The sequence below is a fragment of the Paenibacillus sp. GbtcB18 genome (assembly GCF_019091125.1).
Classification (GTDB): domain Bacteria; phylum Bacillota; class Bacilli; order Paenibacillales; family NBRC-103111; genus Paenibacillus_F; species Paenibacillus_F chitinolyticus.
In genome coordinates, this window is the sequence record NZ_JAGXJX010000008.1 from 129,129 (window position 1) to 150,211 (window position 21,083).

At 54.0% G+C, this 21,083-nt stretch carries 21 protein-coding genes; 13 read left to right on the forward strand and 8 right to left on the reverse strand.

The window, feature by feature from the left end:
* The first annotated feature begins 67 nt into the window (after positions 1 to 67).
* Positions 68 to 1,843, forward strand: coding sequence for a phosphomethylpyrimidine synthase ThiC (thiC, locus tag KVT34_RS21930; protein WP_217561083.1), 1,776 nt, complete (start codon positions 68 to 70; stop codon positions 1,841 to 1,843).
* 266 nt (positions 1,844 to 2,109) lie between these two features.
* On the opposite strand, the gene KVT34_RS21935 is transcribed toward thiC, so the two are convergent.
* From KVT34_RS21935 to KVT34_RS21955, 5 genes are all read right to left on the reverse strand, one after another.
* Positions 2,110 to 2,418 carry a hypothetical protein gene (locus KVT34_RS21935; protein ID WP_217561085.1) on the reverse strand — a complete coding sequence of 103 codons (309 nt, stop codon included), beginning with the start codon at positions 2,416 to 2,418 and terminating at the stop codon, positions 2,110 to 2,112.
* A 318-nt stretch (positions 2,419 to 2,736) separates the two neighbouring features.
* On the reverse strand, positions 2,737 to 3,285 hold the full coding sequence (locus tag KVT34_RS21940; RefSeq protein ID WP_217561087.1) for a spore coat protein: 549 nt from the start codon (positions 3,283 to 3,285) through the stop codon (positions 2,737 to 2,739).
* A 33-nt stretch (positions 3,286 to 3,318) separates the two neighbouring features.
* Positions 3,319 to 3,543: a spore coat protein gene (locus KVT34_RS21945; protein ID WP_217561089.1), complete on the reverse strand. Its 225-nt coding sequence runs from the start codon at positions 3,541 to 3,543 to the stop codon at positions 3,319 to 3,321.
* A gap of 154 nt (positions 3,544 to 3,697) precedes the next feature.
* The gene (locus tag KVT34_RS21950; protein ID WP_217561091.1) at positions 3,698 to 4,009 is read right to left on the reverse strand and encodes a hypothetical protein; all 312 of its coding nucleotides are present in this window, start codon (positions 4,007 to 4,009) and stop codon (positions 3,698 to 3,700) included.
* Between the two features lie 48 nt (positions 4,010 to 4,057).
* Positions 4,058 to 4,684 (reverse strand): DUF2238 domain-containing protein, encoded by a 627-nt coding sequence (locus tag KVT34_RS21955; protein WP_217561093.1) that lies wholly within the window; start codon positions 4,682 to 4,684, stop codon positions 4,058 to 4,060.
* Between the two features lie 152 nt (positions 4,685 to 4,836).
* Between KVT34_RS21955 and KVT34_RS21960 the strand changes: the two genes are divergently transcribed.
* From KVT34_RS21960 to KVT34_RS21970, 3 genes are all read left to right on the forward strand, one after another.
* A complete protein-coding gene (locus KVT34_RS21960; RefSeq protein WP_217561095.1) occupies positions 4,837 to 5,844 on the forward strand; it encodes a Gfo/Idh/MocA family protein in 1,008 nt (335 codons plus the stop codon).
* A gap of 294 nt (positions 5,845 to 6,138) precedes the next feature.
* Entirely contained in the window at positions 6,139 to 7,107 is a 969-nt protein-coding gene (locus KVT34_RS21965) for an MBL fold metallo-hydrolase (protein WP_217561097.1), read from the forward strand.
* 106 nt (positions 7,108 to 7,213) lie between these two features.
* Positions 7,214 to 8,473 carry a M48 family metallopeptidase gene (locus tag KVT34_RS21970; protein ID WP_217561099.1) on the forward strand — a complete coding sequence of 420 codons (1,260 nt, stop codon included), beginning with the start codon at positions 7,214 to 7,216 and terminating at the stop codon, positions 8,471 to 8,473.
* Positions 8,474 to 8,610: 137 nt separating this feature from the next.
* On the opposite strand, the gene KVT34_RS21975 is transcribed toward KVT34_RS21970, so the two are convergent.
* The 3 genes from KVT34_RS21975 to KVT34_RS21985 form a co-directional block, all read right to left on the reverse strand.
* Positions 8,611 to 9,774: a conserved virulence factor C family protein gene (locus KVT34_RS21975; protein WP_217561100.1), complete on the reverse strand. Its 1,164-nt coding sequence runs from the start codon at positions 9,772 to 9,774 to the stop codon at positions 8,611 to 8,613.
* 357 nt (positions 9,775 to 10,131) lie between these two features.
* Entirely contained in the window at positions 10,132 to 12,012 is a 1,881-nt protein-coding gene (locus tag KVT34_RS21980) for a DEAD/DEAH box helicase (protein WP_217561103.1), read from the reverse strand.
* 170 nt (positions 12,013 to 12,182) lie between these two features.
* Positions 12,183 to 12,857 (reverse strand): hypothetical protein, encoded by a 675-nt coding sequence (locus KVT34_RS21985; RefSeq protein WP_217561105.1) that lies wholly within the window; start codon positions 12,855 to 12,857, stop codon positions 12,183 to 12,185.
* A gap of 297 nt (positions 12,858 to 13,154) precedes the next feature.
* On the opposite strand from KVT34_RS21985, the gene coxB reads away from it, so the two are divergent.
* From coxB to KVT34_RS22030, 9 genes are all read left to right on the forward strand, one after another.
* Positions 13,155 to 14,153 carry a cytochrome c oxidase subunit II gene (gene coxB, locus KVT34_RS21990; protein ID WP_042235110.1) on the forward strand — a complete coding sequence of 333 codons (999 nt, stop codon included), beginning with the start codon at positions 13,155 to 13,157 and terminating at the stop codon, positions 14,151 to 14,153.
* A gap of 95 nt (positions 14,154 to 14,248) precedes the next feature.
* Entirely contained in the window at positions 14,249 to 16,072 is a 1,824-nt protein-coding gene (gene ctaD, locus KVT34_RS21995) for a cytochrome c oxidase subunit I (protein ID WP_217561457.1), read from the forward strand.
* On the forward strand, positions 16,069 to 16,689 hold the full coding sequence (locus KVT34_RS22000) for a cytochrome (ubi)quinol oxidase subunit III (RefSeq protein WP_217561107.1): 621 nt from the start codon (positions 16,069 to 16,071) through the stop codon (positions 16,687 to 16,689). Before ctaD ends, KVT34_RS22000 begins: the two co-directional genes overlap by 4 nt.
* Before the next feature lies 1 nt (position 16,690).
* A complete protein-coding gene (locus tag KVT34_RS22005; protein WP_009671683.1) occupies positions 16,691 to 17,002 on the forward strand; it encodes a cytochrome C oxidase subunit IV family protein in 312 nt (103 codons plus the stop codon).
* Between the two features lie 101 nt (positions 17,003 to 17,103).
* A complete protein-coding gene (locus KVT34_RS22010) occupies positions 17,104 to 17,931 on the forward strand; it encodes a cytochrome c oxidase assembly protein (protein ID WP_217561109.1) in 828 nt (275 codons plus the stop codon).
* A gap of 54 nt (positions 17,932 to 17,985) precedes the next feature.
* Entirely contained in the window at positions 17,986 to 18,441 is a 456-nt protein-coding gene (locus KVT34_RS22015) for a DUF420 domain-containing protein (protein WP_009671726.1), read from the forward strand.
* Between the two features lie 367 nt (positions 18,442 to 18,808).
* Positions 18,809 to 19,546, forward strand: a complete 738-nt coding sequence (locus KVT34_RS22020; RefSeq protein WP_217561111.1) for an ABC-2 transporter permease — start codon at positions 18,809 to 18,811, stop codon at positions 19,544 to 19,546.
* 45 nt (positions 19,547 to 19,591) lie between these two features.
* Positions 19,592 to 20,113, forward strand: coding sequence for a GntR family transcriptional regulator (locus KVT34_RS22025; protein WP_309244124.1), 522 nt, complete (start codon positions 19,592 to 19,594; stop codon positions 20,111 to 20,113).
* Positions 20,106 to 21,050, forward strand: a complete 945-nt coding sequence (locus KVT34_RS22030; RefSeq protein ID WP_217561115.1) for an ABC transporter ATP-binding protein — start codon at positions 20,106 to 20,108, stop codon at positions 21,048 to 21,050. Before KVT34_RS22025 ends, KVT34_RS22030 begins: the two co-directional genes overlap by 8 nt.
* The last annotated feature ends 33 nt before the right edge of the window (positions 21,051 to 21,083 follow it).

The following is a 21,083-nucleotide window of genomic DNA, read 5'->3' on the forward strand; positions in this document are numbered from 1 at the left end:
TAAGCCACAAACGTCCATTAATTCAGCTTTCAAAACGAGCCAATAAAGTTCGGGAGGGATTTTTAAAATGACCAAGAGTACAGAAATCCAAGAGCCTAACGTATCCGCTTTTCCGGGAAGCCGCAAAGTTTATGTGGAGGGCTCCCGTCCGGACGTGCGCGTAGCGATGAGGGAAATTCAATTGAGCCCGTCTTCCGGGCGTTTTGGCGAAGAAGAGAATGCCCCGGTCCGTGTCTACGACACGAGCGGTTTGTATACCGATACCGAAGAAGCAACCGATATCCGCCGGGGTCTGCCTGCGAACCGGTACGGCTGGATTACGGAGCGGGGCGACGTGGAGGCTTACGAAGGCCGCACGGTGAAGCCGGAGGACAACGGGCTCCGCAGCGAGGAAGCGCTGGCGAATACGGAAGTGTTTCCCGGCCTTGACCGGAAACCGCTTCGTGCCAAGCCGGGCGGCAATGTGACCCAGATGCACTATGCGCGCAAAGGGATCGTGACGCCGGAGATGGAGTACATCGCCATCCGCGAAAATGTGGCGCCCGAATTTGTCCGCGATGAAGTGGCCCGGGGCCGTGCCGTTATCCCTTCGAACATCAATCACCCCGAAAGCGAGCCGATGATTATCGGGCGCAATTTCCTGGTAAAGGTGAATGCGAACATCGGCAACTCGGCCGTAGCTTCTTCGATTGAGGAAGAGGTGGAGAAAATGACTTGGGCGACCCGCTGGGGAGCCGATACGGTCATGGATCTGTCCACGGGCAAAAACATCCACACGACGCGCGAATGGATCGTGCGGAATTCACCGGTGCCGATCGGAACGGTGCCGATTTATCAAGCGTTGGAAAAAGTGGGAGGCAAGGCCGAGGAACTCACGTGGGAGATCTACCGCGATACGCTTATTGAACAGGCCGAGCAAGGGGTCGATTACTTCACGATTCACGCGGGCGTGCTCCTCCGCTATATTCCTTTGACGGCCAAAAGAACGACGGGAATCGTTTCCCGCGGAGGCTCGATTATGGCCGCCTGGTGCCTGGCGCATCATAAGGAAAACTTCCTCTACACCCATTTCGAAGATATCTGCGAAATTATGAAAGCTTACGATATTTCGTTCTCGCTCGGAGACGGCCTGCGTCCCGGTTCGATTGCGGATGCGAACGACGAAGCGCAGTTCGCCGAACTGGATACGCTCGGAGAGCTGACCCGGATTGCCTGGAAGCATGACGTCCAGGTCATCATCGAAGGCCCCGGACACGTTCCGATGCATCTCATCAAGGAGAACGTCGACCGGCAAATGGAAGTTTGCCAGGAGGCGCCGTTCTACACTCTCGGTCCGCTGACAACGGACATCGCGCCGGGTTACGATCATATCACGTCCGCAATCGGTGCGGCGATGATCGGCTCGTTCGGCACGGCGATGCTCTGCTATGTAACGCCGAAGGAACATTTGGGTCTGCCGAATAAAAACGACGTGCGCGAAGGCGTAATCGCCTATAAAATCGCTGCGCATGCGGCAGACCTGGCCAAAGGCCATCCGGGAGCGCAGGACCGGGATAACGCCCTTTCCAAAGCGCGGTTCGAGTTCCGCTGGCGCGATCAGTTCAACCTTTCGCTTGATCCGGAACGGGCGATGGAGTACCACGACGAAACGCTCCCTGCGGAAGGGGCCAAAACCGCCCATTTCTGCTCCATGTGCGGTCCGAAGTTCTGCTCCATGAGGATTACGCAGGACATCCGCGAATATGCCCGCGAGAACGGACTCGGCGAACAGGAAGCGGCGGAAGCGGGCATGGCCGATAAAGCCGCCGAATTCCGGCGTGAAGGCAGCGTGATTTATAAGTAGGCCTGCGCGCATAACAGCGAGTGACGGTGCATGGCAGTGCATGGAAGTGCATGAGAGTGCGTGAAAGCGAATGACAGTGCATGACAGCCTGTCCGTTTGTCCGCAAAGCTTGCAGTGCAATGTGCGGCCGTAAAAACAAAAACCGTATTCCTCCTTTTTATTGGAGGAATACGGTTTTTCTTATGAGCGAAATTTCGAGAGAATGATCATGCTGCGGGAAGCCCGGCAACCCGTCCGAAGCGGGCTGAAACGAACTAAAGCGAGCGCTAGCCGTTTGGCTGCTTCTGCTCCGAAGCGGCTTCCGAACCGGCACGCAATTGAACAGGCTGCCGGCTGTGTATTCCATCCGTTCGGGCGCTACCTACTTCTGCAGTCGCCCATTCCTTGACGGAGGCGCTGTCCGGCCCCGGTTCCGCCATCCACTCATGATGGGCTGCGGACGTGTGCTCTTCCTCTTCGTAATCAAAGGATGACACGCCGTATTGGTCCCGGGCGCCTTGGATACTTTTTATGAAAACGGTTACAACTAAAAAGCCGAAAATGAGCAATGTTAATGTTCCCCATAAGGCTGTCATTTGAGCTGCCTCCTTGAACGTACGAATCGACTGCGGAAGAAAAGAGCCTTCCTACCATATGTACGCGTGAGATCCGTAGAAGTTTCTGCTTATAACCAGGAAATATAATGTTTTTTTAGAGCATATTTGTGTGAGGGAAAAAAGAATGAAAATTATTTAAAGTTTTTATATCGAAAAAAAGCTGAGGACCGAATGACGGCGGCCAGCTTCCCTGCAAAGCTCTCTGCGGTCTCCCCGAAAAACGGAAGAAGCCTCCTCCGCCCGGGGAAGAGGCTTTTTCCGTTTTTCTTAGTTCGTGTGTTGCGAGATTCCGAAATCCTACATCGTATAGTGCTGCTGTGCTTGTCCCGCCTGAGTATAAGAAGGCTGTATGTAAGAGTAGCCTTGGTGCCGGCCTCCGAAAGACAGGTAGGGAGCAACGAGCTGCTGGGTTTGTTGTCCCGATTGCTGGGAATGCTGAATTTGTTTGTCGATGTCCTGACGCAGAGCGGGAGAGGGAGCGGAGTACATGTTGTGTTGTTTCATAAACGTGTACAGTTCCCCTTGCAGGTGCAGGGTATCCAGCGTGAGCTGGTTAAACAACTGGCGGATCGCCGGGCAGTTGGATTCCGTCGCAGCCGTTGCATATTCTCTGACCACGCGCTTATGATCGGCAAGAATTGTGTTGAGGAGATCCTTGTCGCTTAAGATGGAGCCGCTTTGGAGGTTGTGCTGCTGGTTCTGATGTTGATTTTGCTGGAAACCTTGGGAGTACGGATATGCGGACTGCTGCTGGAAAAGCTGCTCCAGCTGCTGCTGGCGCTGGTTATGTTGCTGCTGCTGTTGGTAGGACAGCTGCCGGTTTTGGTTGTTCGGTTGCTGGTTCACAGGAATCCCTCCTTTTGTCGGGTTTAAATCAAGTTATTGCTGCTGCGGTTGGTTCGGGGCAACCTGAGCGTGCTGCTGAAGAGCGGACAAAATTTGTGCGTACTGCTGCTGATGACTCTGGATCAGATGCTCCGCGATCTGCCGGATAGCCGGGTTTTGAGCATGGGTGATGGCGTTCGCCGCCTGTTTGACCAGCAGATCCTCATTGGTCAGGGAATCGGCCAGGTAGTCCAATTCTTTACTGGTTATCGGTTGCATGGAAAATCCTCCTTTCCGTTCCTTAGTAATGTAACCTGATTTTATGGAATTATTCGGAAAAATGTTTGGCGGAAAATTCCGGAACGAGCAGCCGGTCCCGCGCAGCAAAAAAAGAACCCCGCTTCTGCGAAGGGGGCCGGGAAAGTAGGAATGTTTACTTGCGTGGAGGCCGTTTGGCGATTTCCTCCGTCACCACAAAGGCAAGCTCTTCATTGCCGAACATGGAGAGCACGCCGAGAAGAGTGTCGTCGGGAATTTCTCCGGCTTCATCCTTGGAAACCGTAAGCTCCAGCGCCTGTTGAAGCTCCGTGTTGTTCCCCTGCTGGGGATAGGCCTGCGCATACAGAACGGCCGGGTCGAGTCCGTGATTGATGCACCACTGGGCAAAAATCAGAATCATCATTTTTTCGTCGCGCTGATAGTTCTCGATGATGCGTTGTTCCATTTCCTGCTGATTCCTGTTCATAACGTAATGCCTGCTCCCTTCGATCGTCTGAATTAAAGTACTTGAAGTTTAAAAGCTGCCGGGGAGTCTCATCGCCCGGTTATGCGATTTGCCGAGAAGAAGCAGAGAAAGGACGGCGCCGATCAGAGCGCACATCATGTCCCATTGGGTGTCCCACACATCGCCTTGAGTGCCGAGGAAAGATTCCGCCGCCGTTCCGGTCAGCTTGGCTACAGCGAACTCCAGGAGTTCATAGAAGGCGCTGAATCCCAGGCAAACGCTGAGTGTCAGAAAAACAAGCCAGCCTCCGGGCTGTAAGGGAACTTTGCGGATTAAAATTTCGCGTGTGAGAATGGCGGGTACAAAGCCCTGCATAAAATGACCGAGCCGGTCGTAATAATTCCGCTCCAGATCGAAGGTATCCCGAAGCCAGTTGAAGAGGGGAACCTCCGCATACGTGTAGTGCCCGCCTACAAACAAAAGGATGACGTGAGCCCACACCAGCGTATACGTGAGAAGGGTAAGCGGAGTCCGCCGGTAAATGCCGATTAATACGGCTATCAGAATCAGACCCGGCGTCACTTCCAGCAGCCAGGTGAAATAATCGTGAGGCCGTATGCCGGACCAGATGAAGACGGCCGCCAGGCTGCCCAGCAGAGCGTAATAGCTCCGGACGGGAACACGGGAAGATTTCATGGGATGGAAGAACCTCCTGTAATTATTGTGCGCGCTTCCTGCGTTTCGTCCAATCTTTGCGTCTGAGTTCGTGCGGTATCCTCTATGCGGAACCGGGGCGGTAAGCTATACTGACTCTATCCTACCATGAAAGCGGGAAAGGGAGGTAGACCATGTCATCTGTGAACCGAAAAATACGCTGGGGCATCCTTGGATGCGCTTCCATCGCTCTCCGGGCAATCGTGCCTGCCATTCAGGCATCGTCTACGGGGGAGCTTGCCGCTATTGCCAGCCGCGATGGGTCCAAAGCACGGGAAGCGGCCCGGCGTCACGGAATACCGGCCGCCTACGGAAGCTATGAAGAATTGCTTGCCGATCCGACCCTGGAAGCGGTGTACATTCCGCTTCCGAATCATCTGCATTTCGAATGGACGATTAAGGCCGCAAGAGCGGGAAAGCACGTGCTCTGCGAAAAACCGCTTGCTCTTACGGCCGCCCAGGCGCAAGAAATGGTCGCGGCGTGCAGGGAAGCGGGCGCCCTCCTTGCGGAAGCTTTTATGTACCGGCACCATCCCCGGTACGACCGAATCCGCGAGATTCTCGCGGCCGGGGAGCTGGGCGTTATACGCGCGATGCGCGCTTCTTTCACGTTCGACAACTCCGCGGATACGGGAAATGTCCGCTGCCGCAAAGAGTGGGGCGGCGGTTCGCTTTACGATATCGGCTGCTATACGCTTAACGCGGCCCGTTATTTGCTTGGCGGAGAGCCGGAAGCCGTTACGGTGCAAGCGTTCTTCTCGCCCGGGCACGGCGGGGTAGATATGATGGCGTCCGGGCTTGCGGAGTTTCCGGGCGGCGTTGCCTTGACGTTCGACTGCGGCATGTGGGCCGCCTCCCGCAATACGATCGAAATCGTCGGGACGGCGGGCACGATTGAAGTGCCGAGTGCTTTTGTCGCACCGGAGGGAAGAGAAGCCGACTTTACCGTCACGGTAAACGGCACATGCCGGAAGGAGCCCGCGCCCCCCGTAAACCAGTACGCCGTGCAGATCGACGACTTCGGGCGGGCCGTTCTGGGCCGGGAGCCCTACCGTTTTCCGGCCGAAGATGCCATTAACGGCATGAAGGTCCTGGAGGCCTGCCTTCTTTCTGCGGAAACCCGGGCAAGAATAAGCCTCTAGCTAGCAAAAAAAGGATGGCGCCCGGAAACGTTTTGTACTATGATGGTACTAACAGGGACTTGGAGACTAGTCGGCTAGTCTTACATCCCGAAAACCAAGCCAGGCGCCTATCTTCGGAATAGCGGCGCACAGTGGAGCGAGGAAGTCACATGGGGTCTGTGGCCGCGACACTGCTATGAGCTTGGTTTTTTTGCGTTTTTTTGCGCGCGGCTGCTGCTGCTCGTACAATAGGAGATAAAGGAAAATGGAGCGGCCGGATCGCTGGGCTGCGGGCAATCGGAGGAGGAGCATACGATGAGCAGGAAAAGATATACGAACATGGACCCCGCCGCGGGGCTGAGCACATTCTCGGATCTCCGCAAATGGCGTAAGGAAAGAAGCGGCAAAGTGAAGGATCTTTCCTTCGTTGTAAAAACGAGTCCGGATAAAGATCCCGGCTACTTGAAGGCGAACCGGAGCGAGACGACGATCACGTGGATCGGCCATTCCACCTTTCTGCTTCAGAAAAACGGCATAAACCTGGTCACGGACCCGGTATGGGCGAGCCGTATGGGGTTCGACAAGCGGCTGGCGGAACCTGGACTTGCGCTCGGCGAACTGCCCTCGGTGGATGCGGTTTTGCTCTCGCACGGACACTACGACCACCTTCATATCGGCTCCCTGCGAGCCCTTCCCGGAAATCCCAAGCTGCTGGTCCCGGAAGGACTGGGAAAGACGCTTCGACGCAAAGGCTTTAAGGATATAGAAGAGCTTTCCTGGTGGGGAAGCTATGAGTTCGCCGGCCTGCTCTTTCATTTCGTTCCGGCGCAGCACTGGACCCGCCGTTCGCTGACGGATACGAACACCTCCCACTGGGGAGGCTGGATCGTAGAGGATGCCGGCAAACCGGGGGCGGACCCGGACAGTCTCTATTTCGCGGGCGACAGCGGGTATTTCCAAGGCTTCCGGATGATCGGGGAACGATTTCGCATCGGCTACGCCCTGATGCCTATAGGTGCTTACGAGCCCGAGTGGTTTATGTCCACTCAGCACGTTTCCCCGGAAGAAGCCGTGCAGGCTTTTCTGGACACTCAAGCGGAGATCTTCGTGCCTATGCATTACGGCGCGTTCCGCCTTGCCGACGATACACCGCAGGAAGCGCTGGACAGACTGCGGCTGAATTGGGAACATCGGAAACTCGATCCTCAGCGTCTGCAAGTGCTGCTGCACGGACAAACATTGAAAACCGCTTTAGGCGGAACAGCCAATAAAATTTCCCGCTGAATAAGGACAAACCCGTCTTTTTCCGCTTCCGGACGGCATATACATCATGAAGGACCCTGAAGACAAGATGCGGTCCGAACGAATACCGAGGAAGCGGGGGAGGAAGATGAAGAACTGGAAAGTCGTGCTGATCCTCGGGTTTGCCGTTTATGCGGCTGCGGTAGGATTTTATTTCGGCAGGGGGGACATCTACAGTCTGCCGTCAGGCTCGGCGGGCACCAGTATAGATCCGCACACATTTATGAGCGAAGGAGAGATTGGCCGTGCAGAAGTGTTGTCGCGCATCCGCTCGATTGTGTACTTTTTGCAGACTCCCTTGCAGCTTGTTCTGCTGATTTTGCTTGTGGGCACGGCTATCCGGTTCAGAGACCGCATTGAAGGCTGGACCCGGCGCTATCTGCTGCGGACAGGCTTGTTCGTTTTTCTGTTTCTACTGGTCGTGTATGTCCTTATGCTGCCGTTCGACTACTTTATGCTTAGTGTGGAGAGACATTACGGAGTTTCCAATGTCAGCTTAGGCACCTGGCTGGTTGACCATGCGAAGAACCTCGGGATCGAATGGCTGACCACAACGTTCGTTCTCCTGCTTGTCCTTGCCTTGATGAAACGAAGCCCCCGGAAATGGTGGCTGTGGCTGTGGGCTTTTTCCGTACCGCTCCTGCTGTTTCTCCAGTTTATCCAGCCGGTGATTATCGAACCCCTATACAATGAATTTGCGCCGCTGCGGGCGGGGGAACTGAAAAAAGAACTGCTGCATCTGGCCTCGCAGGCCGGAATCGCGGCGGATGACGTATACGAGGTCAACATGTCCGAGAGGACGAATCAGCTCAACGCCTATGTGTCCGGAATCGGGTCCAATGCCAGAGTCGTTCTATGGGATACGCTTTTGCAAAAAATGGACACCCGTGAAATTCTGGTCGTCATGGCGCACGAGATGGGGCATTATGCGGAGCGGCACGTCTTCTGGGGAAGCGGACTGGGGCTTGTCATGAGCTTCGGCCTCCTTTGGGGCGGGAGCCGAATTTACGAGATAGCGGTGCGCAATTGGGGCAGAGCGAAAGGACTTCGCGGTCCGCGGGACATGGCCGGACTGCCGCTGCTGCTCGCCATTGTCACTCTGCTGACCCTTGCGGTAACTCCTATAGACAACGCCGCTTCGCGGCTGATGGAATCCAGGGCCGATTCGTATGCGATGAAAATGACCGGAGACGGCCAGGCAGGCGTGAGCGCTTTTCAGAAACTCGCCGCGGCGAATTTGAGTCCGGTCACGCAGCCGGCGCTTCTGCAGTGGTTTCTCGGTTCCCATCCCACCATAGAGGAACGGATCCGGTATTTCGGCGAATTTGCCGCGCAAAAAGCCCGTTAAACTAAAAAAGCGTGCCGTTTTCCGCTTCGCAAACAAGTTTTGCGAAGCGCGGAAAGGCACGCTTTTATCATATAGGGAGAGCTATAGGGCCCCCTCGTCCAAGCAGAGTGATCTTCACAATGGGGTAAGAGACCGCTTTAGTCCTGCTTAGGCGCGTCGGTTCCCTGGCGGCTGCGCGTCATTTGCTGCCAGACCGAGCCTTCCGCGGCATGTCCGCCCTCGATACGGGCAATAGCCATCTGGACCTGCATGCTGATCTCGAATTCCGGATCGTCCGCCGCTTCGCGCAAAGCCTCCAGGCAGGAATCGTCACCGACTTCATACAGAAAACGGGCGGCACGCCAGCGGACCAGCTTGTTGGAATCTTTCAAGGCTTTCGACATGGCCGGGATGGCTGCCGGATCGCCGAGATCGGACAACGTGTCTCCCGCGGTACGGCGGACGGCCGGGGTACGGTCCTCCAGAGCTTGGAAAAGATAAGGAAGCACTTCCGGCTCCTTGATATCGCCTAGATAAACCGTCGCAAGTCTGCGGACGGACGTTTTCTCATCTCCGAGCGCTTTGGCGAGCAAAGGCAGCGTCTGGGGAGTGGCTTTGACGCTTTGCAAAGCGGCGTACCGTTTTTTCCAATCGGGATCGTCCAGGAGCCGGCCGATTTCCTCTTCGGTCAATTCGGCCGGACGCTGGGCTTCGGAATAGTCCGCTTCCGACAGTCCTTTAGCGGCCTGTTCCGTCAGAAGGTTCAGTCTATTATCGTCGTAAGACGCATCCACTTCCTGCACAACCTCGTTCAGCACATCCTGAAGCTCTCCGTATCGGACATCCAGCTCTTGCAGTTTCCGCTCTTTGAGCAGGTGTGGTGAATTTTCGGTCGCTTTCATCGCAGCTTGTGTAAAACGTTCCGGAAGAGCCGCACGCGCTTCTTCGCCGCCTGCGTTTACCCGGATTTGCATGGGGATGCCGCGGAAAGTCTGGAGCAGCACCTTAACCCCGCCGAAACCGGACCCCGCTTCGTCTTCGCCGGGAAGAGAGGCTTGGGATCCGCCGCTGCCCAGCAGTTCCCGGGCCTGTGTAAGAATCTGCTTCCAGTCTCCTTTGGGGGAGCGGTCAAGCGCGATAAAATCGGCTACCTGAAAAACGCTTGTTACTCCGGGGATATCCAGGAGCTGTTGAATATAACCGGGAGCATTATCGCGCTGTTTCCGGGTAAAAGTCAGGCTGCGGCCCTTAGGCAGCTCCTTATCTAAGTTAAGCTTCATGGTATTGGGACTCGGGGTTGGTTCAATCGATACTAAATTCACTGGATCACCCTCCTTTGTTCCTCTTTATGATACCACATTTTTGCTAAAAGACCTTTCGGACCGAATTTCTGTGAGGAAAGTCACTGCGTGCGTATAGAAATTACCTATAATTAACTAAAATGGAATTTAAGTCGTCTCCGCTTCGTTGAGTTTCTTCTATATAATAAGCTGCTTCTGAACCCCAATGAACCCAGGTAAAAAAGAAAACCGGAACATGAAGTTCCGGTTCCTTGCAAAACATTTCCGATCAGCCTCTTTCCGCAAGGCGGAGGGTCTATCCGAGGCGAAACTTAAAACGTGGGTACTCTGCCGTTAGCCAGCCGCTGATAAAAATGCCGGCTCAACTCGCGTCGCTGACTACCTGCCGCGCTTGGAACCGCCCCGCGGAGCAGGTCCGCCGCTTCGCGAACCGCCACTGCGCGGGCCTGCTCCGCGGCCGTTAGAGCCGCCGCTGCGTGATCCGCGTCCGGCGCCGCCACCGCTTCGCGAGCCGCCGAAGTCGCCGCGGCCCGAACCGCCTCCGCGTGGTCCGCGGGAATCGGCACCGCCGCGTCCGCGGCTGTTGCGGGCTTCCGCCTCTTCACGCTGCCTGGAGCTTACGCCCCAGCCGGCCTCGCCGAACGGGCCCGCCACGCTGTCGCGGTCGCGTGCCCCGCGTCCGCTGTCGCGCGTGCTCTCGCTGCGCGGTCCGCGCCCGGCGCTGCCGCCGCGTGCGCCGCCGAAGTCGTCGCGGCCCGAGCCGCCACGTGGGGCGCCGAAGCCGCCGCGCTCCGCTCCGCTGCGTCCGCGTCCGCCGCGGTCCGCGCTCTCGCGACGCTCCGCGCTATCGCCGCGGAAGCCGCCGTCGCCGCGTGTGCCGCGTCCAGCGCCGCCGCTGCGAGGTCCGCCCGCGTCGCGAGCATCCGCACGGCCGCGGCCCCGGCCGCCCGAACCGCCGCGCGGTCCGTCGGCGCGGTGTTCCCAGCGGCCTTCGGAGCGTCCCGCTCCGTCGCCGCCGCGGGAGCGCCCGCCGCCTTTGCCCGCAGGCTTCGCTCTGTCGCCGCCGCCGAAGCTCCGCTCGCCGCGAGGGCTGCGTCCTCCGCGTTCGCGGCGCTCGTCGGTCTCCTCGCCGCGTTCACGGCGTGGAGCGTCCTGCCGCCGGAGCTGCTGGCGGATGCCCTGCTCGATCTGGTCGACATAGACCTGATCGCGGGGGCTGGCGAACGTGACGGCGACACCGGTCTGGCCCGCCCGTCCCGTCCGTCCGATACGGTGGATGTAGCTTTGCGCGTCGTGCGGGATGTCATAGTTGAAGACGTGTGTTACGCCTTCCACGTCGATCCCGCGCGCAGCCACATCCGTGGCGACCAGCAGCTGAATGCTGGCGTCGCGGAACCGTTTCATGACCTGCTCGCGCTTGGCTTGCGACAGATCGCCGTGAAGCTCGTCCGACTTGTAGCCGCGCTCCTGCAGGTCGGCGTTCAAGGAAGCCGCTCTCCGTTTCGTGCGGCAGAATATCATCGCAAGGTAAGGCTTATCCGTATCGATGGCTCTGCACAAGGCGTCAAGCTTGCCGCGATCCGTTACGCGCACCACGGACTGGTCGATCTCCGTAAGTGTAACTTGCTTCGCTTTTACCCGGATTTCTTCCGGATTGACCATGTACCGCTTGGCCAGGTTTCGGATCGGGTCCGGCATCGTTGCGGAGAACAGCATCGTCTGCCGTCTCTGGGGAGTTTGGGCAATGATTTCCTCGACTTCATTCAAGAATCCCATATGAAGCATTTGATCGGCCTCGTCGAGGACCAGCATGGAAATCTTGTACAGAGCGACGGATCCTCTGCGCAGGTGGTCGAGCAGACGTCCAGGGGTCGCGACGATCAGATGGACACCGCCTGTCGAGGAAAGCTTGCGCAGCTGTTTCTCGACATCCTGTCCGCCGTATGCGGCCAGTACGTTAATGCCGAGGGCAGGTGCCAGCTTGGCGGCCTCCGCGGCGATCTGTATGGCAAGCTCCCGTGTGGGAGTCAGAATAAGTCCCTGCACTTCCGCGCGTGTGGGATTGGTCCGCTCCAGCATGGGAAGCAGGAAGGCGAGCGTCTTGCCGGTTCCGGTCTGCGCCTGAGCAATCACATCGCCGCCGCGGAAAACGACGGGCAGCGCCTGCTGCTGGATGGGAGTCGGTTCGGATACGCCGCTTCGAGCCAGCAGTTTGGCCAGCTCCGGACGAACGCCGAGGTCTATAAATGGAAAAGACATATTGGTGTAAGCTCCTTCGAATGTAGGGATGCTTCCCATTCTACCCTAACGGCCGCGCGATGGAAAGCTATGGCTTGGTTTCCTCTGTCTGCTTGTTAATAGGAAGGGGGCCTACGCATGACTTTCTTCCTATAAAAAGGAGTTTTTCTGACATGAAACTCCTTCTGCGATTACGGCTGGGGTTTCGTGCCGAATATCCGTGTCACTCCTTGATTAAACTCGTTCACATAAGGTTTAAGCGAAGCGCCTGACAGGGCGGCCAATTTATAATGGTTGAGCTGGTTAATGAACTCACGGTTAGCCGAGATGTACACGTCATGCACGGTCGGATCGAGCTGTCTGATTTTAAGAGCTATTTCCTGTTTAAAGGTATGGGATAAATTTTTATGATCCTGGACCGTCACGTAGCCGATAAAGTCCGAAGCGAGTTCGTTCGTATACAGGTTCTCGTAGTAAGGCTGGGGAAGTTGGTTTTTCTGGTCCCCGGGTCCGTGCGTTTTCGTTTCGCTGCGCCCCGCCTTGGTTCCGGATGCGGAGTTATCCACCATGACGGCGGCATAGGCATTTCGGTCTGTTCTCATCACGATGGCTCCCATCACCCCGTGCATGGCCGCCACTTGCGTGGACAGCTCATGATCATACGCGAAGAAAGTATTGTTGTGGGAAACGGCGCTGACCTGCTGCTGGGTCTGGTAAGCCCGGCTCTGGCCTTGACCCTCAATCCGCTGTTTGGGGTGTCCGTAGCTGGTTTCTTTCGGATACGTATTAGAGCATCCAGATACAGTTACAATAATGAAGCCGGCCGCGGAAAGGGCAGGGATGAAACGGCGCATGATCTTTTTCATGATTGCTCCTCCTTGTTGAAGACTGATATAAATTTAGGATGAAGCGGGGAGGTGTGAATTATACGGGACGCAATGATGCATCCTAATGCTAAAAACCGAGCAGGAAGGAAATCAATGCAAGACAAATCAACAAAAAAAACGCAAAATGTAACAGCTTTTAGAACAATTTGTGAACTTTCCAAGAAGAATTGACAAAAAAGTTTTACCTAATTATAGTTAATTAAGTGATAAGGTTGATTGACATAGGCCTGTCGTTCGTGGTAAAAATATTGGTTTACAAAGTGGGGTTGATAAGCAATGAGTCGATGGAAAAAGAATTGGCGTCTAGTCCCCCTATTTGCGGTGATGACGTTCCTCCTTGCGGGTTGTGGAGACCCGACGCTTTCCGCTTTGCGACCTAGAGGGCCGGTGGCATCAGAACAGCTGTTTCTGATGAAGATCTCGATCGCCATCATGCTTCTGGTTGTAGTAGTGGTATTTGCATTGTATTTGTTCGTAATCATCCGTTTCCGTAAACGGAAGGGACAAGAAGGCATTCCGAAGCAAGTGGAAGGTAACCATGTGCTGGAGATTGTCTGGACGGTTATTCCGATTCTGCTGCTCATCGTGCTGGCCGTACCGACGGTTTACTATACGTTCAAGCACACTACGAACTATGTGCAGGATAAGGATGCTATCCACGTTAAAGTAACCGCTCACCAATTCTGGTGGCAGTTCGAGTATCCCGAGCTCGGCATTTCGACCGCTCAGGATCTTGTAATCCCTACAGGAAAGAACATCGCGCTTGAGCTTACATCCGCGGATGTTACTCACTCCTTCTGGGTTCCGTCTCTCGGCGGTAAAATGGATACGAACACTAACATGACGAACGTGTACTATTTGAAAGCTGACGAAGTCGATGTCTTCAAAGGTAAATGTGCGGAGCTTTGCGGCGCGTCCCACTCCTTGATGGACTTTAAAGTGAAATCGCTCGCACAAGGTGATTTTGACGCTTGGGTGACGAATATGCAAACTCCTGCCGCTGTTCCTGCAGATGCGAAGCAAGGCGAAGAGCTGTTCAAACAGAAATGCCTGCAGTGCCATGCGATCGATCCGAAAGGACTCGGTTTCGGTCCTAACTTGAACGGTTATGCGGATCGTGAAATGCTCGCCGGTGTTCTGGAACACAACGACGAGAATTTGAAGAAATGGATCAAAGATCCGCAAGCCGAAAAGCCGGGAACTTTAATGCCTAAAGTACCGCTTGAAGATAATCAGGTTAACGAGATTGTTAAATATCTGAACAGCTTGAAGTAAGACTTCTCAGGAAAAAGGAGGTTAATACGTTGGCACAAGCACACGCCCACGCGAATGCGCACGCACACCATCAAGTGAAGCGTTACACCGGCTTGATGGATTGGCTGACCACCGTGGATCATAAGAAGATCGGTATTTTGTACTACATGGCCGGCGGACTGTTCTTCCTGATCGGTGGACTGGAAGCCATTCTCATCCGGATTCAGCTCATGAATCCAGAGTTGAAAATTTTTATCGGTGATACGTTCAACCAACTGACAACCATGCACGGTACGACGATGATCTTCTTCGCGGCCATGCCTATGATTTTCGGATTTATGAACGCGATAATCCCCTTGCAGATAGGGGCCCGAGACGTTGCGTTTCCGTTTCTGAACTCCCTTGGATTCTGGCTATTCTTATTCGGGGGCATCCTTCTGAACCTGTCCTGGTTCATGGGGGGCGGAGCCAATGCCGGTTGGACGGCATACGCTCCACTTTCATCTATAGTAGATAGTACGAAAGCCGTTACGATTGGTGGCAATATTACCGGGGTCGATTTCTATGTTCTCGGTCTGCAGATTGCCGGTCTTGGAACCCTCCTCGGGGGGATTAACTTCCTCGTAACGATCATTAACATGCGTGCACCCGGCATGACCTACATGCGTATGCCGATGTTTACCTGGGCGTCGTTTATCACGTCCGCACTGATCTTGTTCGCTTTCCCTGCGATTACCGTAGGTCTGGTTGAACTGATGTTTGACCGTATCTTCGACGGAGCCTTCTTCGATCCGGCCCGCGGCGGCAGCACCGTCCTTTGGGAGCATCTCTTCTGGATCTTCGGGCACCCCGAAGTTTACATTCTGATTCTTCCTGCATTCGGTATCATTTCCGAGATCGTAAGTACCTTCTCCAGCAAACGCCTTTTCGGTTACAGCTCGATGGTATTCGCGACGGCTCTGATCGGTTTCCTGGGCTTCATGGTTTGGGTTCACCATATGTTTACCGTAGGCTTGGGCCCAGTCGCCAACTCGATTTTCTCCATCGCAACGATGGCGATCGCCGTACCGACAGGGATCAAAATTTTCAACTGGCTGTTCACCCTTTGGGGCGGACAAATCCGCTTTACGACGTCCAGCCTTTTCGCAACGGCTTTCATTCCGACGTTCGTAATGGGCGGGGTAACCGGGGTTATGCTTTCCGTACCGGCTGCCGACTTCCAGTATCATGATACTTATTTCGTTGTCGCTCACTTCCACTACGTTATCGTAGGCGGTCTGATTCTTGGCTTGTTCGCCGGTTCTTACTACTGGTGGCCCAAAATGTTCGGCCGCGTGCTGAACGAAACTTTGGGTAAAATACATTTCTGGACCTTCTTTATCGGGTTCCACCTGACCTTCTTCCCGCAGCATTTCCTCGGTCTGATGGGTATGCCACGCCGCGTATTCACTTACGATCCGGGCCTTACTGCAGGTAACCTTGTCAGTACGGTAGGAGCATTCCTGATGGGTATCGGTACTATCGTGTTCATCATCAACATGATCGCGACGAACAGAAAACCTCAAGATGCACCGGATGACCCGTGGGACGGCCGTACGCTGGAATGGACGATTCCTTCTCCGGCACCGGAATACAACTTTAAACAAACTCCGCTTGTTCGCGGTCTTGACGCTCTGTGGAAAGAAAAAATGGCTGGCAACAAAGAGATGACTCCGGCTGAACCGGTTGGTTCGATTCATATGCCGTCTCCATCGATTTTGCCGCTGTTCATGGCTCTCGGGCTGTTTATCTCCGCATTCGGTTTCATGTACCATATCTATGCGATTTGTATCGCGGGCATCGGCATTACACTCCTTTGCATGCTGCTTCGTTCCGTCTTTGACGACCACGGTTGGCATATCGAACCGGAGGAGCTTAACGATAAGGGGGTTAAACGATGAGCGCGCATACGCATGACACGGGTACGCTGCCACTGGAGCCCGAGAAGGCGACGCTGGAAGGCAAGAATAAGGTTCTTGGCTTCTGGCTCTTCCTCGGCGGCGAGATGGTTTTGTTCGGTACGCTGTTTGCCACCTATATCGCTCTCCGGAACCAGATTCCGGATGGGCCGACTCCGATGGAACTGTTTAAGCTTTCTACGGTCGCCTGGGCAACGTTCATCCTGTTGACCTCCAGTTTGACCAGTGTATTCGCCATCATGGCGATGCACAAAAACAATGTAAAAGGCTTGCTGTTTTGGTTAGCCATTACGGTGTTGCTCGGTCTTGGCTTCCTTGGGCTTGAGGTGTATGAGTTCTACGAATATGTCCATGAAGGACACGGGTTTACGACCAGTGCGTTCTCAACCTCCTTCTATACGCTCGTAGGCTTCCACGGCGGCCACGTTGCTTTCGGGGTTCTGTGGATTACTCTGCTGATCATCCAGGGAACACGCAAAGGTCTTACGGTCGTTACCGCACCGAAGTTCTATGTCGCCAGCTTGTACTGGCACTTTATCGACGTAGTATGGGTATTTATCTTTACGGTCGTTTATCTGATGGGGAAGGTAGGTCCTTAAGATGAGCACAAACGAAACGACTTCACCAAGTAAACGTTACAAGAAGGAAAGCCCGGCTAACCATTACTTTTCGTATATTGCTTCAATTCTCCTGACCATGATTGCTTTCGCGCTTGTCATGTACGGAGGATTGGATAAGTCTTTCCTGTACGCATTCCTGATTTTCATGGCGCTGATCCAAATAGCCCTTCAACTTGCTTATTGGATGCACATGAAGGAAAAAGGCCATTTGTTCCCGATCGTGGGAATTATCTTTGGAGGCATAGTCGCCTTAACGGCCGTAGCTGCCGGGGTTTACTGGACCTGGTGGTAAGATAAAAAGAAGAAGAGCGGCTTCGTTGGCTATTGTTGCAACAGGCCGCTCCTTTTTTTCATCCGGGTAAGAAAATAAAAGGTAAAGGAGCTGACACAGCGATGGGTTTTTTTGAGTTGTGGAACCCTGTTGTTCTGCTGTTCGTTGTCGTTGTCGGTCTCGTCTATCGCAGTTTGACTTCTCCTTCCAGGGCAGCGGCCGCGGGAGAAGAACCTGTAAGTTCCAAGGTCAAGCTCTCGTTCTACACCGGAATTGCCTTGTTCTACATCGGGCAGGGAAGCCCGATCAACTATCTGGGTCATCACTATCTGTTCAGCGTTCATATGCTGCAGCAGTCTCTCTTGTATCTGATCATGCCGATCTTTATCTTGAACGGACTGCCGGCCTGGTTGATCCGTCCTCTTTTCAAGGGGACTGTCATGAACCGTCTGCTTCGGTTCTTCACCCATCCGCTGATTTCGGTTTTGGCGTTTAACCTGCTTTTCTCGATTTACCATCTGCCGCTTATTATGGATACCCTGATGGAAAACGAATGGATGCTGCTCGGTTACCACGGGATTCTGCTGTTTACGGCTTTCGCCATGTGGTTCCCGGTCTTCACACCGCTGCCGGAGCATGAAAAGCTGTCCAGCCTGATGAAATTGGCTTATATCGCGGTGAACGGAATTTTGCTCACTCCGGCCTGTGCGCTCATTATTTTCGCGAGCGAACCGATCTATGCGATGTATGCGAATGTCGTAATCCCGTTCAATGCGCTGCCTTTGCTTGACGACCAACAGCTTGGCGGAGTCCTGATGAAAGTTATTCAAGAAATTGTTTACGGTTCTGCCCTTGCTATGATTTTCTTCAAGTGGTATCGTACGGAGAGGGCACAAGAGGACGAATTGTCGGACGACCCGCAGGAAAACAGCGGTCTGACGACGGCTTAAGCATTTGGCCACTGACTCTGCGTCTTAATATAGGGAATGGATGGGATTTAAATCATGCATGTACTGCCGACGATCAGCACGATGTTCATCGTGATCAGCGCCATCTTCGTCGCTTTCGGTTGGTATCAGATTCGTAAGGGCAACCGGGAGACTCATACGAAATTGATGATTGCGGGGGCAATCTCAGCGCTGATCTTCTTCACCATTTATATGTCGCGTACCATCTTTCAAGGCAATACTTCATTTGACGGGCCGGAAAGTCTTAAGCTTGCGTACCATATCTTTTTATTTTTCCATATTACGCTCGCTACGGTGGGAGCCGTGTTCGGTATCGTCACCTTGATTCTGGCTTTCAAAAAGAACTGGATACGCCACCGGAAAGTAGGCCCTATTACGGCAACCATTTGGATGTTCGTGGCACCTACGGGCGTAGTGGTTTACATTCTGCTCTATATTCTGTTTCCTGGCGGGGAAACGAAACCTCTTATCGATGCGATTTTTGGCTTGTAAATGTGCTAGAGTTTTACACATAGCCGCGTAGGCAAGATTAAACAGCCTTTTGTTTTCTAATGAAAACAAGGGGCTGTTTTTTTGTTTTGTGACAAAAGAGTGATAAGGGGAGAGTGGATATGGGGAGAGAGATGAATATGAGAAGCGAGTATGAGGAAGTGAGCAGCAGGCAGAGGGATAAGGGACTTATATGGCAAGGTATTGAACAAGAGAAGTGAGCGGGAGCAAGTCTGTATGTGATGAAGAATGGAGGTAAAGAAAAAAGTGGGAAAAAGGGGTTGCCGAAGTGTGTGCTTACTGTTAATATAAATATACACAGTAATCACAGCAAGCACAGTGAATACAGTAAACACGGTGAGGTGTTCGCATGAGCGTCTGGAGCAATGTATGGTGGCTAGCCAAGCAAGATCTTAAGATGGTCCGTTATGGATATATCTGGAGCCTGCTTTATTATTTGAATGCCATGTTTGTGCTGTTTGTTTTCATGAAGCCGGAAATTTCGATGCATGGCGAAGTGAACGGATTTTTGACCGTGGTGTTTAACTTGTTTGTTCTATCGATCATTCAAGTGGTCGGGTACCCGATTGATACAAGAAATATGAATTATTGGAAAAACGACGCCTATACGAAGCGAATTCTGCAGTTGAAAATGCTGCCTGTCACAAACAAGGAAATCGTGACAAGCCGGTTTTTGGTTTACATCCTGTACTCAAGTTTTTTTATTCTGCTTCTACATGTGGGAATCCGCGTGATGATGTCCTTACAATGGGTTGATCCGGTAGGATGGGGGACGTGGCTCGGCATGATCTTCTTCTGGTGGGGAACGGTGCTGGCCGTCGGTTCATTTTACCTGTATGGAGAATTGTCGATGCGCGGAAAAGTCTTCTTCCGTTTCAGTCTGCTGATGCTCTTGGCCGCTCTGACCCTTTCCATTCTGCTATGGTGGACCGGGAATTACATGGTATGGCCTCTTGCGATAAGCAGTATTGAACAATACGGGGCGATTGTACCGGCTTGTTCGGTCATAATCGGTGCGACTGCGTTGGGGTTCTCGTGGAAGATCCTCGGGAGAAAGATCGGACACCGGGATCTGTTTGCATCATGAGTGACATACCTTTTGCCGAAAATGACGAAAGCTTGAAAGCAGGTGATGCAGTTGCATATTCCGATCCAAATTTCACCGGATAATCCGGAGCCGTTATATCATCAGATTCAAGTTCAGCTCAAAGAACTGATCCTCAGCGGGCATTTGCCCGAAGGGACACTGCTGCCTTCAATCCGCGAATTTGCGAAAGATTTGTCCTGCAGCGTCATCACGATCCGGCGTGTATACCAGGACTTGGAGAACGAAGGGATTCTGAGGACCCGTCAGGGAACCGGCACTTTTGTCGCCAAAGTGGGAACAGTGACCCGAGAGCAATACCGGAAGGAAGCGGTGGTGGAAGCGATGAAAGATGCTCTGCGCAGCGGACTGCGTGTCGGCTGTACCATTGAGGAACTCAAGCAGCTGTTTGAAGAGGCTTTGCTGGAAATTACGAATGAGGGACAGGGAACACCGATGAATCGTCAGCGGGGCACGGACAACCCGGAAATGAAAGGCTCGAATACGGAAGTCCCTGGTTTGGCCAAAGCTGCCGTCGAACCGGAAGAAGGGGGGAGCGGAAATGAATAGGGAGGCCGCGCGTTACGAAGATTGTGCCATCCGGCTGTCCGGAGTGGAAAAGATGCTGGGCGATATGCGCCTCGGACCGCTCGAACTGGAGGTGGAAACCGGAACAGTGGTGGCTCTGGTCGGACAAAACGGTTCCGGTAAAAGCACGCTTTTCCGCTTGCTCATGAATTTGACCAAAGCGGACAGCGGTAGGGTGGAGCTGTTTGGCAGGCCTTACGGAGAGGACAATACGGAAGCCGACATCAAGAGACGTATCGGTTATGTGCCGGAGGAATCGAACTGGGAAGATCTCGGCTGCACGACGATAGGAGAGCTTCACGATTTCGTCTGCCGCTGGTATCCGACATGGAACGAAACGCTCTACCGCAGCATGACGGAAGAGTTTGAGCTTAGCGGCAAGCTGAAGCTGAAGACGCTGTCCAAGGGAATGAAGCGCAAACTGAGCTATATTCTGGCAGCCGCCTACGAGCCTGAGCTGCTGCTGCTGGACGAAGCGACATCCGGTCTGGATCCCTTCGCCACCAAGCGGATGATAGAGCATCTCGCCAAGTTTATGGAGCGGGAAGGCCGGAGTATTTTCTTCTCGACCCATGTGATGGAGGAGGTCCGGCGGCTTGCGGACTACATCGTGTATATTAACCGGGGCCGTCTTATCGGTGTCTATGAGAAGGATCAACTGCTGGATGACTGGAAGCGCGTATGGGTCCGCGAAACACCGCAACCGGCTTCAGGTCCCCTGCCCGGTGTAGTGTCGGTGGGCACGGGAGAGCACGGAGGTTTGATCCCGATTATATCCCGGTCCTCCAGCGCAACGGAAGCGGCGCTTGCCTCGCAGGGGAACGCACCGGTGCGGACGACCGCTATGGATCTTGAAGATATTTTGGAGCTTTTGGCTCAGGAGAAGATAGAGAAAAAGGCAGAAAACAAAGAGCGATAGAGAAAAATTAACCATTCGATCGAGAAGGGAGCA